Annotated in this window: 13 protein-coding genes; 6 read left to right on the top strand and 7 right to left on the bottom strand. The window is 74.8% G+C overall.

Annotated elements, in window-relative coordinates:
- The first annotated feature begins 200 nt into the window (after positions 1–200).
- Entirely contained in the window at positions 201–1379 is a 1179-nt protein-coding gene (locus ACF1ED_RS10425) for an alpha-hydroxy-acid oxidizing protein (RefSeq protein ID WP_391758618.1), read from the top strand.
- Between the two features lie 160 nt (positions 1380–1539).
- Entirely contained in the window at positions 1540–3174 is a 1635-nt protein-coding gene (locus tag ACF1ED_RS10420) for an adenosine deaminase (protein WP_391758616.1), read from the top strand.
- A gap of 69 nt (positions 3175–3243) precedes the next feature.
- On the opposite strand, the gene ACF1ED_RS10415 is transcribed toward ACF1ED_RS10420, so the two are convergent.
- Positions 3244–4821, bottom strand: coding sequence for a polysaccharide lyase family 1 protein (locus tag ACF1ED_RS10415; protein WP_391758614.1), 1578 nt, complete (start codon positions 4819–4821; stop codon positions 3244–3246).
- 839 nt (positions 4822–5660) lie between these two features.
- On the opposite strand from ACF1ED_RS10415, the gene ACF1ED_RS10410 reads away from it, so the two are divergent.
- Positions 5661–6056 (top strand): VOC family protein, encoded by a 396-nt coding sequence (locus ACF1ED_RS10410; RefSeq protein WP_391758612.1) that lies wholly within the window; start codon positions 5661–5663, stop codon positions 6054–6056.
- 75 nt (positions 6057–6131) lie between these two features.
- Positions 6132–6470, top strand: coding sequence for a MazG-like family protein (locus ACF1ED_RS10405; protein ID WP_391758610.1), 339 nt, complete (start codon positions 6132–6134; stop codon positions 6468–6470).
- Here the strand turns inward: ACF1ED_RS10405 and ACF1ED_RS10400 are convergent.
- The 5 genes from ACF1ED_RS10400 to ACF1ED_RS10380 form a co-directional block, all read right to left on the bottom strand.
- Complete coding sequence (locus ACF1ED_RS10400) at positions 6467–8050, bottom strand: SulP family inorganic anion transporter (RefSeq protein WP_391758763.1); 1584 nt, start codon at positions 8048–8050, stop codon at positions 6467–6469. The genes ACF1ED_RS10405 and ACF1ED_RS10400 overlap by 4 nt on opposite strands.
- Before the next feature lie 340 nt (positions 8051–8390).
- Entirely contained in the window at positions 8391–8870 is a 480-nt protein-coding gene (locus ACF1ED_RS10395; protein ID WP_391758608.1) for a carboxymuconolactone decarboxylase family protein, read from the bottom strand.
- Positions 8871–9020: 150 nt separating this feature from the next.
- Positions 9021–9176, bottom strand: a complete 156-nt coding sequence (locus ACF1ED_RS10390) for a hydrophobic protein (RefSeq protein ID WP_391758606.1) — start codon at positions 9174–9176, stop codon at positions 9021–9023.
- Between the two features lie 32 nt (positions 9177–9208).
- Positions 9209–9823 carry an SRPBCC family protein gene (locus ACF1ED_RS10385; RefSeq protein ID WP_391758604.1) on the bottom strand — a complete coding sequence of 205 codons (615 nt, stop codon included), beginning with the start codon at positions 9821–9823 and terminating at the stop codon, positions 9209–9211.
- 97 nt (positions 9824–9920) lie between these two features.
- Positions 9921–11909, bottom strand: coding sequence for an ABC transporter ATP-binding protein (locus tag ACF1ED_RS10380; RefSeq protein ID WP_391758602.1), 1989 nt, complete (start codon positions 11907–11909; stop codon positions 9921–9923).
- Between the two features lie 300 nt (positions 11910–12209).
- On the opposite strand from ACF1ED_RS10380, the gene ACF1ED_RS10375 reads away from it, so the two are divergent.
- On the top strand, positions 12210–13640 hold the full coding sequence (locus ACF1ED_RS10375; protein WP_391758600.1) for a TerD family protein: 1431 nt from the start codon (positions 12210–12212) through the stop codon (positions 13638–13640).
- Between the two features lie 7 nt (positions 13641–13647).
- Here the strand turns inward: ACF1ED_RS10375 and ACF1ED_RS10370 are convergent, their stop codons facing one another.
- On the bottom strand, positions 13648–14913 hold the full coding sequence (locus tag ACF1ED_RS10370) for an ROK family protein (RefSeq protein WP_391758598.1): 1266 nt from the start codon (positions 14911–14913) through the stop codon (positions 13648–13650).
- Positions 14914–15080: 167 nt separating this feature from the next.
- Between ACF1ED_RS10370 and ACF1ED_RS10365 the strand changes: the two genes are divergently transcribed.
- Positions 15081–15380: a hypothetical protein gene (locus ACF1ED_RS10365; protein ID WP_391758596.1), complete on the top strand. Its 300-nt coding sequence runs from the start codon at positions 15081–15083 to the stop codon at positions 15378–15380.
- The last annotated feature ends 93 nt before the right edge of the window (positions 15381–15473 follow it).

The following is a 15473-nucleotide window of genomic DNA, read 5'->3' as shown; positions in this document are numbered from 1 at the left end:
CGGACCGCCGGACCGCCGGGCCCGGGCCCGGGCCCGGTCCCGCGGCCACCCGACGGCAAGGAGCGGCGATCCCGTGAAGCCCGGGAGCCTCACGCCCCCTCCGGGCCATGGCGTTCCGGCCCGCGGACTGGCACCGTGGGCGCCACCGGCGGCCGGGACGGGCCCGCCCCGGGACGGCGACGGAAGGGCGGGGCCCCAGGATGAGCGGCGCGTTCGGCGGGCGGTACGGCGACTACCAGAACGAGATCTACCTCGCCGGACTCGGCGGCGTGCTCCCCGGCCTCCCCATGACCTACAGCGAGCTGGAGGCCCGGGCGGCCGCCGCGCTGCCCCCGTCGGTCGTGTCCTACGTGGCGGGCGGCGCGGGCGACGAGTCCACCCAGCGGGCGAACGTGACCGCCTTCGAACGATGGGGCCTGGTGCCCCGGATGATGGTCGGCGCCGCCACCCGGGACCTCGGCGTCGACCTCTTCGGACTCCGGCTGCCCTCACCCCTGTTCATGGCCCCCGTCGGCGTCGTCGGACTCTGCGCCCAGGACGGCCACGGCGACCTCGCCACCGCCCGCGCGGCCCGCCGCACCGGCGTGCCCATGGTCGCCTCCACCCTCACCGTGGACCCGATGGAGGACGTCGCCGCCGAGTTCGGCGACACCCCCGGCTTCTTCCAGCTGTACACGCCCACCGACCGGGACCTCGCGGAGAGCCTCGTCCGGCGCGCCGAGGCCGCCGGCTTCCAGGGCATCGTCGTCACCCTCGACACCTGGGTCACCGGCTGGCGCCCCCGCGACCTCGCCGCGAGCAACTTCCCGCAGCTGCGCGGCCACTGCCTCGCCAACTACACCTCCGACCCCGTCTTCCGGGCCCGCCTCGCCAAGGCACCCGAGGAGGACCCCGGGGCCGCGATCCTCGAATGGGTCGGCGTCTTCGGCAACCCCCTGACCTGGGCCGACCTCCCCTGGCTGCGCTCCCTCACCGACCTGCCGCTGATCCTCAAGGGCCTCTGCCACCCGGAGGACGTGCGCCGCGCCCGAGACGGCGGGGTGGACGCCGTGTACTGCTCCAACCACGGCGGCCGGCAGGCCAACGGCGGCCTGCCCGCCCTCGACGCGCTCCCCGGCGTCGTCGAGGCCGCCGACGGACTGCCGGTCCTCTTCGACTCGGGCGTCCGCACCGGCGCCGACGTCGTGAAGGCGCTCGCCCTCGGCGCCACCGCCGTCGGCGTCGGCCGCCCCTACGCGTACGGCCTGGCGGCCGGCGGCGAGGACGGCGTCGTGCACGTCCTGCGCTCCCTCCTCGCCGAGGCGGACCTCATCATGGCCGTCGACGGCTACCCGACCCTGGCCGACCTGCGCGCGGAGGGCGCCCTGCGACGCCTCTGACGGCCCGGCCCCGCCCGGCACCCCGCCCGGTGCCGGGCACCCGAACGTGATCCCCGGGACCACTCGTTCGAGGAGGATCCGGTCACCCGGTCGGGTGGTCGGGCCCGGCGCGGCGTCTCACCGGCCCCGAGGGCCGCCCGGAGTTCACGATCATGCCGGGGTGACTACGCCCCACCGATCCGCCACGCGCCGCCGGCTCCTGCCGGCCGCCGTGGCCGTGCTCGGCCTGCTGCCGCTGAGCGCCGCCCTCCCCGCCTCCGCCCAGCCCGCCGGCGCCCCGGCCGCCGCCGCCCTCCCGGCCGCGGGGCCCGCCGCCGTGCCCCGGGTGCCGACCCCGGGCGAGGCCCGTACCGACGCCTACCTGGAGGCCGTACGCGAACAGCCCGCCCGGCTCGGCGCGTTCTTCCGGATGATGCCCAAGGGCGGAGAGCTCCACAACCACCTCTCCGGAGCCGTCTCCACCGAGTACCTGATCACCCTCGCCGCCGAGGACGGCCTCTGCGTCGACACCACCACCATGACGGCGGTCGTCCCGCCCTGCGGCCCCGGCACCCGGCCCGCCGCCGACGCGGCGGGCGACCGGGCCTTCCACGACGCGCTCGTCCGCGCCTGGTCCATGGAGGACTTCCCGTCGGACGGCAACGGCCACGACCACTTCTTCGACACCTTCGGCAAGTTCGGCGAGGTGACGTGGCGTCACCGGGGCAAGCTGCTCGCCGAGTTCGCCGACGACGTCGCCGCGCAGAACCAGTCGTACCTGGAGACGATGGTCAGCCCGGCCTCCTGGAGCGCCAACAAGCTGGCCGACAGCGTCGGCTGGGACCCGGACCTCGCCGCCCTCTACAAGAAGCTCACGGCCGACGGCCGGCTCGACGCCCTCGTCGAGGAGGCGGTCGAGGAGGCCGACGACGGCGACGCCGAGTTCCGCGAGGCGGCCGGCTGCGGCACCGAGCGCGAGCGGCCCGCCTGCGGGCTCACCGTCCGCTGGATCTCCCAGGTCTCGCGCGGCAGCACGCCCGTCCGGGTCTTCACGCAGATGGCGCTCGGCATGCGGCTGGCCGAGCGGGACGAGCGCTTCGTCGCCGTCAACCTGGTCCAGCCGGAGGACTGGGACAGCTCCCTCAAGAACTACGGCCTCCAGATGCGGATGCTCGCCCACCTGCGCGGGGTCCACCCGAAGGCGCACGTGACCCTGCACGCCGGCGAGCTGTGGCCCGGCCTGGTCAAGCCCGAGGACCTCGCCTTCCACATCGCCGAGGCCGTCGACGTGGCCCGCACTGAGCGCGTCGGGCACGGCGTGGACCTGGTCCACGAGAACGGCTGGCGGTCCACCGCCCGCACCATGGCCGCCCGCGAGGTCGCCGTCGAGGTGCCCTTCACCAGCAACGCCCAGATCCTCGGCGTACGCGGCGCCGAGCACCCCTTCGAGACGTACCGCGCCTACGGCGTGCCGGTGGTGCTCGCCACCGACGACCCCGGCGTGTCCCGGATCGACATCAGCCACGAGTACCAGTACGCGGCCCGCACCTACGGCCTGTCGTACCCGGAGCTGAAGGACCTCGCCCGCGCCTCGCTGGAGTACGCCTTCGTCCCGGGCGCGAGCCTGTGGCGCGGCAACCCGACGGCCGAGGGCTACCGCACCGTCCCCGCCTGCCGCGGCGAGCGCCCCGGCACCCCGGTCCGCTCCACGGCCTGCCGCCGGCTCGTCGAGGGCAGCCCGAAGGCCGCCCTCGAATGGCGCCAGGAGGCCGCCTTCGCCGCCTTCGAGACGGCCCACGCGACCCCGGTCCGCTGATTTCCGGACGACACGGAGGAAGGGCCCGGTCCCCGCGCCACGCGGGAACCGGGCCCTTCCTCCGTGCGGCTACGCGTACGTCTCGAACTCGGCGACGCGCGGGGTGCCGGTGGCGCCCGTGATCTCGAAGGTGACCTTGCTCAGCGCGGTCGCCGGGAAGGTGACCGTGCCGGCCGCGCCGCCCGTGGCGAGTACGGCTCCGGTGTCGGCGTTCAGGAGGCGCCAGCCGGTGACGGTGCCCGCCCCGGAGGCCTCGCGGATCCGGACCGACGAGACCGTCGTCGGGGAGCCCCACTTGATCGACACCGAGCCGGTGGTGCCGGCGGGCGACCAGTAGGTGGTGAGGCTGCCGTCGCGGACGTTGCCGTAGCTCGTCCCGTCGGCCTTGCTGGAGCCGTCGGAACCGGCGCCGATGCTGAGGTTGGTGCCGGACGGCGGGGCGGTGGTGGCCGTGGCCGTCGGGGTCGGGGTGGGCGTGGGCGTGGGCGACGCCGTGGCGGTCGCGGTGGGCGTGGGGGTCGGGCTCGGGGTCTGCGGGGTGCAGGAGCCGTCGGAGACCAGCAGGCCCTTGCCGGCGCCGGCCGTGCGCGCGACGACGTCCGGGACGCAGGAGGCGCTGTCCAGGGTGTAGGCGTAGGGGACGGAGACGGTCGTGTTGGAGGTCGGGTTCGGACCGGCGGGGTTGTAGTCGGTGCCCTTCGGGGACCAGGTCACGTTGTCGAAGACGTTCCCGGCGACCTGCCAGTACCCGGCCGCGTCCGTGTAGAAGGTGCCGAGGACGTCCTTGGAGTCCTCGAAGTAGTTGTTCTCCACCTTGGCGCGGGCGCCGGCGCGGGAGTTGATGCCCGACTCGTTCAGCTGCCGGTAGTGGTTGTCGTACATGTGGGCGGTGCCGCCGCGCAGCAGCGGGGCGCGCGAGTCGATGTTCTCGTACAGGTTGTGGTGGTAGGTGATGAAACCGTTGCTCAGCTCCGTCTCGCTGGAGCCGACGAGACCGCCGCGGCCGGAGTTGCGCAGCACGCTGTAGGAGAGCGTCACGTACTGCGTGTTGTCCTTCATGTCGAACAGGCCGTCGAAGCCCTCGGACTCGCCCCCGGACGCCTCCAGGGTGCTGTGGTCCACCCAGACGTTGCGGACGTCGCTCTCCATGCCGATGGCGTCGCCGCCGTTGGAGGTCGGCGAACCGGACTTCTTGACGTTCTTGACGGTGACGTTCTGGATGATGATGTTGCTCGACTCGCGGATGTGGATGCCGACCTGGTCGAAGACGGCACCCGCGCCGACGCCGACGAGCGTGACGTTGCTGATCTGCTTGAGCTCGATGACCCCGGCCGCGGTGTTGCAGCTGTCGCCGGACACCTTGGCGGTGTTGGCGTGGTTGATGGTGCCCTCGACCTGGATGACGATCGGGGTGCTGCTGGAGGCGCGCCCGCAGAGGGCCGCGTGGATCTCGGTGCCGGTGGTAGCCCGGACGGTCTGGCCGCCGGCGCCACCGGTGGTGCCGCCGTTCTGGCTCGCGTAACCGGTGGCGCCGCCGGCGACCGCGGCCGAGGCCTCCGGCATGGTCAGGATCACGCCGGTGGCGGCCGCGACCGTGAAGGCTGCCAGGGCCGCCTGGAGTCGCGTGGAGGGGGAGCGTCGTCCCATGCTCGCCTGCCCTTTCGTTGGCGTCCGCGCCGCTCCGTGGCGGCGCGTGACGTGTCGTCGTGAGTCCCGTCCCTGGGCCGAAGCGCTAGAAAGCGCTTTCTGGCGGGTGACGATAGGGGGGCGATCGCGTACCTGACAAGACTTCGGACACGGCTGGAATGTGGTGGGTCTTTGGAGGAGTGGGAGCGCTTCCATGGAATGCCTGTTCAGGCGGGCGTTGGAGGTTGGAGGTCGGAGGTCGGATCCAGCGCTCAAGCCTTCGGATCCCGGATCCCGGATCCCGGATCCCGGATCCCGAACTCAAGCCTTCGGATCCTGGATCCCAGATCCAATCCTTCGGATCCCGGGTATCGGATCCAATCCTTCGGATCTCGGATCCAAGCCTTTGGATCCCGGATCCCATGTGGGGATGCCCAGGAGGGCGGTGGAAACGAGCCCGGGGCGATGGCTTCAGCAACGAGGCAGTCGCGCGGCGACGGTGGCGGGACGGGGGCGCCGCGCAGGTGAGGACGTCGTGCGCGGGGGCTCCGTCGAAGGCGCGGAACGGGCAGGCCAAGGGGATGATAGGGGCGGCAAGTGGACCATTGCGGGGGATTCCTCCGGCCCGGCCCGCCGGCGGAATGCCGACCCTCGGTGCGCGACCTGACGACCCGCCGGAAACGGGTGGGTGGGGGCCGGTCCGCCGTGATAGGCACTACCTGCACGGGGGAGGTGCGGGCCGGTCACGGGCGCGTACGCGCGCACGGAGGTCCGGCGGGCGAGCGGGCGCGGCCGGACGCCGTCGCGGTCATCGTCCCCGTACGGCCGGCACCACCGAACGGAAACACGGGAGACACCGCATGCGCGTGAAAGCCTTCGACCACCTCGTCCTCAACGTCACCGACGTCGAGCGGTCCCTCGCCTTCTACACCGGCCCCCTCGGCCTCGCGCCGGAGCGGGTGGAGGAGTGGCGGGCGGGGAAGGTGCCGTTCCCGTCCGTGCGCATCGACGAGGGCACCGTCATCGACCTCTTCTCCAGGCCCCGGGGCGAGTCCAACGTGGACCACATCTGCCTGGTCGTCGACCCGCTCGACTGGCAGGAGGTCATCGGCTCCGGCGCCTTCGACGTCGTCGAGGGCCCCGTCCCGCGCTGGGGCGCCCGCGGCTCGGCCCAGTCCGTCTACGTGAAGGACCCGGACGGCAACACCGTCGAGCTCCGCTGGTACCCCCAGGACGTCCCGGCGGAGGCCCACTAGCGTCTCCCGTGCCCGTGCCCGTGCCCGCGACCTGCCGGGGGCCGTGGTCACCGGGGCGCCTGGCAGGCTGCGGGCATGAGCGACGAAGAGACCTGGACCACCGTCACCCGCCTCCACGACTGGCTCACGCGCCATCAGTCCCTGCCGCCGGGGCAGGAGATCCTGCTGCGGGTCCTCAAGCTCTCCGAGGAGGTCGGGGAGGCGGCTCAGGCGGTGATCGGGGCCACAGGACAGAACCCCCGCAAGGGCACCAGCCACAGCTGGGAGGACGTCGAGGCCGAACTCTGCGACGTCGTCATCACCGCCATGGTCGCGCTGCGCACCCTCACCCCGGACGCGCCCGAGGTCTTCGCCGGCCACCTGCGCCGGGTGGCGGCGCGCTCGCTGCCGGACGGGGAGGCCCCGGCCTCCTAGCCGACGGAAGCGGAAGCAGAGGCGGAGGCGGAGGCCGAGACTGAAGCGGAGGCCGAAGCCGACTCCGACTCCGACTCCGACTCCGAGTCCGAGGCCGAAGAGGCGGTCGGGTCCGGGTCCGGACCCGGACCCGCCGTGCTGCCGAGGCGGGCTCGCAGGGCGGCGTCCGCGGGGTCAAGGCCGGTGAGCTCGACGGTCTTGCCGCGCCGGGCGTACGCCGCCTCGACGGCGTCCAGCGCGGCGACGGCCGTCGCGTCGGACAGCCGCGCGGCGGACAGGTCGATCACCACCCGGTCCGGGTCCGCCGCGGGGTCGAAGCGCTCGGCGAAGGCCTCCGCGGAGGCGAAGAACAGCTCGCCCGAGACCCGGTGGACGACCGTCGTCCCGTCGGGGTCGGTGACCGAGGTGACGACCGTGCGCCGGGCGGTCCGCCGGGCGAAGACGACGGTGGCGGTGAGGGAGCCGACGATCACGCCGAGGGCGAGGTTGTGGGAGACCAGGACGCACGCCAGCGTGACCAGCATGACGACGGTCTCCCCGACGGGTGCCCGCCGGAGGGTGCGCGGGGCGACCGACTCCCAGTCGAAGGCGGCGACCGACACGATGACCATGACCGCCACCAGCGCGGCCATCGGTATCCGCGAGACCACCGGCCCGAGGACCACGCACAGGCCCATCAGGAACGCGCCGGCCAGGAAGGTGGAGACCCGGGTCCTGGCGCCCGCCACCTTCACGTTCATCATCGTCTGGCCGATCACCGCGCAGCCGCCCATCCCGCCGAAGAGGCCGGTGACGACGTTCGCGACGCCCTGTCCGACCGACTCGCGGGTCTTGCTCGACGGCGTGTCGGTGAGCTCGTCGACGAGCTTCGCGGTGAGCAGCGACTCCACCAGGCCGACGAGGGCGACGGCGAAGGCGTACGGGGCGATCGTCGCCAGGGTGCCCGGTGTGAACGGCACGTCGGGCAGGCCCGGCACCGGCAGTGCCGACGGCAGCGCGCCCCGGTCGCCGACGGTCGGCACGGCGATCCCGGCGGCCACCGTGACCAGGGTCAGGACGGCGATGGTGACGAGCGGCGCGGGCACCAGCGTCGTCACCCGGGGGAAGAGCACGAGCAGGACGATCCCGGCGGCGATCAGGACGTACACCGCCATGGGCACGTTCCGGGTCTCGGGCAGCTGGGCGAGGAAGACCAGCGCGGCGAGCGAGTTCACCGAGCCGACCAGCACCGGACGCGGGACGAACCGCATCAGTTTGGCCACCCCCACGAGCCCCAGCACGATCTGGAAGAGGCCGGCGAGGATGACCGTGGCGATCATGAACTGCACGCCGTGCTCCCGGTTCACCGGCGCGATGACGAGCGCCACGGCCCCGGTGGCGGCCGAGATCATCGCCCGCCGGCCGCCGACGATCGCGGTGGTGACGGCCATCGTGAACGAGGCGAAGAGCCCGAGCGCCGGATCGACACCGGCGATCACCGAGAAGGCGATGGCCTCCGGGATCAGCGCCAGTGCGACGACGAGCCCCGCGAGCACCTCGGTCCGCCACACCCGGGGGTCGCGCAGCCAGTCGGGCGCCAGGCCGCGGAGCCGGGACGCGGCCGGGGTGGGCGTAGCGGAGGCGGGTGCGGGGGCGGGCGCGGAGGCGGCGGGGGAAGGCAAGGAGGAGCGACCTGTCGTACGGGGGAGGGCGACCACCCGGGCGATGACCCGGCGGGCGGGGGCGACCCACCGACTTTACCCGCCCGCCCCCGCTCACCCCTCCGCCTGCCGATCCCTCGGCCCCGGTCCTAGGCGCGCCCGCTCCCGCCCCTCGGCCCGCCCGTCCCTCACTCGCCGTGCCCTGGCTGCCGGCGGTCCAAGCGAGCGGTCCAAGCGAGGGTCCGGGCCTGCGGTCCAGGCCGGGCCGGGCCGGTGGTGATCAGCTCGGTCGTACCGGGTGCTTGCTGAGGATCGAGACCCGGTTGAAGGCGTTGATGGTGATGGCCACCCAGACGACGGCGGAGAGTTCGGCGTCGTCCAGGACCTCGCGGGCCTCGGCGTAGGCCCGTTCCTGCGCGTCGGCCTCGGCCGGGTGGGTGGTGGCCTCGGCGAGGGCCAGCGCGGCCCGCTCGCGCGGGGTGAAGAGCGCGGTGTCCCGCCAGGCGGCGAGCACGCCCAGGCGGCGGGGGGTCTCGCCGGCGAGGAGGGCGGCGCGGGTGTGGGTGTCGAGGCAGTAGGCGCAGCCGTTGAGCTGGGAGACCCGCAGGTTCACCAGCTCGACCAGGACGCGGTCGAGTCCCGCGTCGTCGGCGGCGCTCCGGACCGTCTGTGCCGCCCGGACGAAGGCCTTGTAGGCGTCCGGGGTCTGCTTGTCGAGGAAGATGCGCTGCCCGGCCGATGCCGCCACGACGTCGCTCACTGTCCGCTCCTTCACCGTCGTCCCGCGCGTGCGGCGGGGCGTGGGCCCATCTTCCCCCGAAAGGTAGTTGAAAATCAAACTAAAGCGGGGCTGCCGTGAAAGGAGTCCGCCGCCCGGGCGGGCGGCGGACTCCGGTGACGAAGGCGCGGGTCACCAGCGGTACCACCGCGAGCCCGAGCCGCGGAAAAGGAAGCCCAGTACCCACAGGACCAGCACCGCGATGGCGATGTACCAGAGGGCCTCGACGGCGAAGCCGGTGCCGAAGAGCACCAGGATGAGCAGGAGGACGAGCAGGAGGGGGACCATGACGAAGCCTTTCGGATGCCAGGAGGGGCGGGTCAGTGAGGCGGCATCGGCCGCCGCCCGGGCGGGAAGTCCGGAGGCGGAGGCGGACGCGTGGACGCGGACGGATCCGTGGATGCGGACGGATCCGGAAGCGCGGACCGATCAGGGGACGGAGGCGGTACGGGACCGGGCGCCGGGGCCGGCGGCCGGTCCGCGTCCGCCGGGCGGACGCGGCCGCGCCAGGCGCCGGTCGCCGCGTGGCGGTCCTCGACGAAGTCCTTGAACCGCCGGAGGTCGCCGGAGACCCGGCTCGACACGATGCCCAGCGCCACGGCCGCCCGCTCCGTCATCCCCTTGGGCCGCCCCTCCATCGCCAGCCGCACGCGCGTGTGGGTGGCGTCGACCGGGGTGAAGGTGACGACGCCCCGCCGGCGGGCCCCGCCGCCCACGGTCCGCCAGGCGATCCGCTCGTCCGGCAGCTGGTCCACGATCTCGGTGTCGAACTCCCGGCGGATCCCGGCGATGCCCGTCCGCCAGCGCAGATGCCGCTCGTCGGTCTGCTCCACCGCCACCACGCCGTGCATGAAGCGGGGGAACTCCTCGAACTGCGTCCACTGGTCGTACACCTGCCGCAGCGGCGCGTCGACCCTGATCGTGTCGTGCAGCACGTCCTCACCTCCTCGGCGCCCGGACGGAACCGGAGTCACACCCCCGCGAGTGCCCCGCGTCGCGCGGAGCACTCGCGAAAGCCGGTACCACCCTCCCTCAGCCGTCCCCGTTCCCGTCCCCACGGCCGCGGTAGCCGCCCGCCTGGAGCGCGAACATCCCCGCGTAGGTGCCGCCGAGGGCCAGCAGCTCCTCGTGGGTGCCGGCCTCGACCACGCGCCCCCCGTCGAAGACGTAGACGCGGTCGCACGCCGCCACGCTCGCCAGCCGGTGGGAGATCAGCACCGTGATCCGGTCGGTACGCCCCCGGTCCCGCAGGACCGCCTCGTACACGGCGTGCTCGGACGGCGGGTCCATGCTCGCCGTCGGCTCGTCGAGCAGGAGCAGCGCCGCGTCCTTGTACAGCCCGCGCGCCACCGCCACCTTGGCCCACTGCCCGCCGGACAGCTCCTGCCCGCCCCGGAACCGCTTCGACAGGAGCGCCTCCCACTGCCCGGGGAGCCCCGCGACGACCCCGTCGGCGCCGGAGGCCCGTGCCGCGGCCATCACCCGCGGGGGATCCGCCTCGGTGAGCGAGCCCGCCGACACCGTCACGTTCGCCAGCGCGCTGAAGGGGAACCGCACCGGCGCCTGGAGCACGCACGCCACCCGCGCCCGCACCGACTCGCCGTCCAGGGTCCGCACGTCCACGCCGTCCCAGCGCATCCGCCCGCCCTGCGGCTCGTGCAGCCCGGCGAGCAGCTTGGCGCAGGTGCTCTTGCCCGAGCCGTTGAACCCGACGAAGGCGACCGTCTCACCGGCCCGCAGCGTCATCGTCACCCCGCGCAGCGCCGGCCGGTCCTTGCCCGGGTAGGTGAAGGAGACGTCCTCCAGGGTCACCGTCCCGACCCGGGCCGGGGCAGGGGAGCCGCCCGGGCGCGGCAGCAGGCTCCGGCACCGCTCCTGGACCGCCAGCAGGTCGTCCACCCACAGGGCGTGCTCGTAGACCAGCTGGCCCGTCTCGACCAGGCGCGTCAGCGCCGACTGGCCGGCCTGGATCGCGAAGACCGCCGCCGCCCCCGCCGCCGGCGCGAGCCACCCGCCGAAGACCATCCCGCCCAGCGCCGCGTAGGCGACCCCGGTGCCGAGACCGCCGACCCCGCGCCCGCCCAGGTGGAGGAGGGCGGCCCGGGTGCCCAGCCGGGTGTCCTCCTCGGCGATGCGCGTCACCAGCCGCCGGTGCTCGTCCAGCAGCGCCCCCTCCGCCGTGTTCGAACGGACCTCGGCCGCCGCGTCCTGGTCGAGCAGGAGCCAGGAGAAGACCCGCACCCGGCGCTGGAGCGCGTTCCACCGCTTGAACGAGCGGAAGCGGGCCCGCGCGCTGCGGACCGCCGCCGCACCGGCCGGCAGCACGGACAGCAGGACGAGCGGGAGCAGCGCCGGATGGAGGGTGCCCAGCATCCCGACGGTGCCGGCCAGGCCCAGGGCCGCCGAGGCGAGCGTCACGACCCGGCCGACGATCTGCCGGGCGTGGAACAGCCCCTGGTCGTACGCGCGGTGCACCTCGTCGTGCCAGTTCGCGTCCTCCACCGCCGCCAGCCGCACATGGGCCGTGAGCCGGAAGAACTCGCACTCCAGGGCCGTACGGATCCGGGGCGTCACCCGCGCCTGGGCCATGTCCGCCGCCGCGTCCAGCAGCGCCCGCAGCGCGAGGAGGCCCACCACGAGCAGCAGGGCGGGGACGGCGGCGCGGAGCCGGTCGGGCGTCGGTCCGTGGGCGAAGAGCTCCCGCAGCACGCCGACCGAGGCGAGCAGCCCGAAGGCGCCGAGTGCGGCGGAGGCGATGCGGCCGGCCGCCACCACGGCCGTCGCCCGGGGATCGGCCCGCCAGGCCAGGCGCCCGATCCGCCCCGTGATGGCGGGGAGCCGGAGCAGCACCTGCGGCACGGTGGCACGCGCCGCGGCCTCGTCGTAGGCGGCCCAGTACGCCTCCTCGACGCCCTCCGTGAGGTCGTCCCCGCCGGACGGCGGCGGGACGGCCGACGGCGGAAGGGGCAGGGCGGGCGGGCGCGGGAGGGGAAGCGGGAGAGGGAGGGGTGAAGGGTGCACGGAGCCTCCGTGGAAAGGGGGGTGAGGGGGTGTCACGCGGATCAACGACGCCCGCCGTCTTTCGAACGCGTGTATTTCGGTCGGCGCCGGAACCGCATGGGAGAGCGATCGGGCACCTGTGCGGGATACACCGACCCTTGGTGCGCGCGGCGCGGGCCGCGTGCGGCCGGTGGCCGAAACGCCGACGGCGGCTCCCGGCGGACGGCGCCCGCCGGGACGGCACTTGTCGGCGGGCCGCGCGTCGCGCAGGATCTTCCTTGTTCGACCGGGTGGGGATACGAAGGGAAGGGTTCGAGCACGATGACGACGCTGATCAAGGGGGGTAACGGCTTCGTTCCCTCGGTGCCGTTGCGGATCGCCGTGCGCGGCCGGGGGATGGACGCGATGGCGCTCCTCCTCACCGAGCGGGGGCTCGTCCGGGGCGACGCCGACGTGGTCTTCCACGGACAGCCCGCGCACCCGAACGGTGCCGTGCGCCTCCTCAGGGCCGAGGACGGCACCGACTGGCTGGAGCTCGGACTGCCGGCCCTCGAACCGGACGTCGCCCGCGTCCTCGTGGTCGGCTCCACGGACCGCGGCTCCCTGCGCGACGTGCCCGGACTCGGCGTCGAGGCCTTCGCTCCCGACGGCACCCCGGTCGCCCAGTACGAGGTGACGGACGCGGCCGGGGAGACCGCGATGGTCCTCGGCGAGCTCTACCGGCGGGCCGGCGGCTGGAAGTTCCGGGCCGTCGGACAGGGCTGGGCCAACGGCCTTGAGGGCCTGGCCACCGACCACGGCGTCCACGTGGCCGGTACGGAGCCGCAGGCGCCCCCGGCGCCGGTGCCGCCCGCCTCCCCGGCGCCCCCCGCTTTCTCGACGCCCCCCGCCTTCGCGGCTCCCGCTCCCGCCGCCCCCGCCCCGGCCTTCGCGCCGCCGCCGGGGCCCGCGCCCGTGGCGCCCGCAGCGTTCGCGCCGCCCGCGCCCGTACCCGCGTCCGTACCGCCGCAGCACCCGGCCGCGCCGGTGCCCGTGCCCCTGGCCGCTCCCGTGGCGGCCGGGCAGGACGAGGAGTGGGCGTACGGGCCGGTGTTCGCGCCGTACACGGAGACCGGGCGCGACAACGAGGTCATCACGGTGGACGGGCTGCCGCCGGGGCCCGTCGTCGTGCAGCTGGAGGTGCCGGACGCCGGGTACACGGGGCTGTGGGTGCTCGACCGGCGCAACAAGGAGAAGGACAACCTCGTCAACAGCACGGAGGACCAGTACTTCGGCCGCGTCCTCGCCGTCGTCCCCTCCCACGGCACCCTGCGGCTCCGTCTGGAGGCCGAGGGCCACTGGCGGGTGGAGGTCTCGCCGCTCGCCGCCGCCCGCCGGCTCACCGAGCAGGAGGCGGACTTCCGCGGACCGGACGTGCTGCTGCACACCGGCGGCGTGGCCGATCTCGCGATCCGCTACAAGGGCGACGACAACCTGATCGTCAACGTCTTCGAACTGGCGGGCCACGACGACCCCACCGTCCTCCCCCGGGACGAGAACGTGGTCAACGAGATCGGCAAGCGGCGCGAGACCGTCCCGCTCACCGAAGGCCCCCTGATCGTCCAGTTCGAGATGGCGGACGGACCGTGGCGCGCCCACCTCAAGCGCGTCCAGGCGCGCACCGGGCCGCTCTTCCCCGGCGGCGCCCCGGCGAGCCCCTGGCGGACCCCGGCCCCGGCCGAGCGCAAGGGCTGGCTCTCCCGCGGCCGCTGAGGGGGCGTCAGGGACGGTGTGTGACGGGCGGCGGCCCGCCGAAGACCTCGTCGCGGGCCGCCGTCAGCGCGAGGTCGAGCGCGCCGTCGAGCACCGGGTTCCCGGTCACGGCCGACAGCCGGATCCGGGCCCGGGAGTGCGCGAGGACCCGCAGCTCGCGCTCGACCAGCGCCCGTAGCGGCTCGCCCCCCGCCGCGCAGAGCCGCCCCGCGAGCACGACGACGCCCGGATCGACGACGGTCACGATGGAGGCCAGCCCGGCGGCCAGCCGCCCCGCCACCGCCCCGAGCCCGGCCCGCGCCGCCTCCACGGCCTCCCCGCCGACCCCGCCCACTTCGCCTGCTCCGCCCGCTCCGGGCCCGGCCGCCGCCCCGTCGTACCCCGCCCGCCGCACGGCCTCCGCGACCGTCTCGACGAAGTCCGCGCCCGGCACCCCGTGGGCGTGCAGCAGGTCCCGCACCGCCTCGCCGCCGGCGAGTTCCTGGTAGCCGTGGCGGCCGTAGCGGTCGCCGGCCTCGCGGGCGGTGGGGACACCGGGGAGGGGGAGGTAGCCGACCTCGCCGGCGCCGCCGAAGTGGCCGCGGTGGAGACGGCCGCCGAACACGAGGGCCGCCCCGAGGCCCTCGTCGGCCCACAGGAGGACGAAGTCCGGGCAGTCGGCGGCGGCGTGGGCGCGCTCGGCGACGGCGGCGAGGTTCACGTCGTTCTCGATCCGGACGGGCAGCCCGAGGGCCTCGCCGAGGCTCCGTTCCACGCCGGGGAAGAGCCAGGCCGCCATGTCCTCCTCGCTGGCGTAGCCGAGCCGGCCGGTCGTCGGGTCCACCGCCCCCTGCACGCCCACCACGACCCGCCTCGGCGGCCGGGGCGCCGGGACCAGGGCGAGCGCCGCCCGCAGCGCCTCCACCAGCGCCTCCCGGCCGGGCCCGGCCGGCACGGGCGCCTCCGCCTCGCCGAGCACCGCGCCGGTGACGTCGGCGGTCCGCACCGCGATCCGGTCCGGCGTCACGTCGACGGCCGTCGCGTAGGCCGCCGCGGCGTTCACCCGGTACGTCTCCGGGACGCGGCCCGGCAGGCCGGTGCGCAGCCCGTCGCCGACCACGAGTCCGGCGCCCTCGAGCCGGGCCAGGACCTGCGAGGCGGTGGGCTTGGAGAGGCCGGTGAGCCGGCTGATCTCGGGCCGGGTGAGCGGCCCCTGACGGAGCAGCAGGTGCAGCGCGGCGCGGTCGTTGACCGCCCGCACGAGTCCGGGGGTTCCGCGGACGAGCTCGGTCACTTGCCCTCCGCACACGGGTCGGCCTCGGTTCGAACGGCCAGCCTACAGCGCGGTTCCGGGCCCCCGGAGGGGCCGGGACGGCCGGGCGTCCCGGGGGCGGTGTGGCCCGTTCGGAGGACGCCGGGGCCGGTCGCGTGTCCCCCGGCGGAACGTTCCGTTGTGAGGGTGTGACCTCACCTCGACGCATCTCCTCGGTCCTCGCCGTCGCCGCCGCGTTCACCTGCCTCGGCGGTGCCGCCTCGCAGGCCGTCGCCGCTCCCGCGGGCCCGCTCGGCCCGCCGATCAGCCCGATCGCCGAACTGGACTCCCTCGCCACCACCGGCATGACGGAGGAGGCCCGCGCCGGCTACCCCGGTGTCGGTGAGCAGCTCGGCGGCCTGAGCCGGGTCAACGAACTCCACCAGCTGCACCAGCTCACCGACCAGGCCGCGCCGGTCACCGGGCTGCTCCCCGAGATCTCCACCTGACCCCCGCCCCCCGGCGCACCGCGCGGATCCGGCGCCCGGACGGTCGTGCTGCGACCGTCCGGGCGCCGGCCCGTGTCCGGGCCCGTTGCCGGC

Source organism: Streptomyces sp. NPDC014656 (assembly GCF_043084305.1).
Classification (GTDB): Bacteria; Actinomycetota; Actinomycetes; order Streptomycetales; family Streptomycetaceae; genus Streptomyces.
The sequence above is the reverse complement of the archived record's forward strand: the minus strand, read 5'-3'. Positions and strand labels throughout refer to the sequence as shown.

Excerpts from the sequence above, each read along its gene's own strand:
- ACF1ED_RS10415 (WP_391758614.1), bottom strand. The coding sequence starts at position 4,821 with ATGGGACGACGCTCCCCCTCCACGCGACTCCAGGCGGCCCTGGCAGCC.
- ACF1ED_RS10405 (WP_391758610.1), top strand. The coding sequence starts at position 6,132 with ATGAGCGACGAAGAGACCTGGACCACCGTCACCCGCCTCCACGACTGG.
- ACF1ED_RS10425 (WP_391758618.1), top strand. The coding sequence starts at position 201 with ATGAGCGGCGCGTTCGGCGGGCGGTACGGCGACTACCAGAACGAGATC.
- ACF1ED_RS10410 (WP_391758612.1), top strand. The coding sequence starts at position 5,661 with ATGCGCGTGAAAGCCTTCGACCACCTCGTCCTCAACGTCACCGACGTC.
- ACF1ED_RS10390 (WP_391758606.1), bottom strand. The coding sequence starts at position 9,176 with ATGGTCCCCCTCCTGCTCGTCCTCCTGCTCATCCTGGTGCTCTTCGGC.
- ACF1ED_RS10375 (WP_391758600.1), top strand. The coding sequence starts at position 12,210 with ATGACGACGCTGATCAAGGGGGGTAACGGCTTCGTTCCCTCGGTGCCG.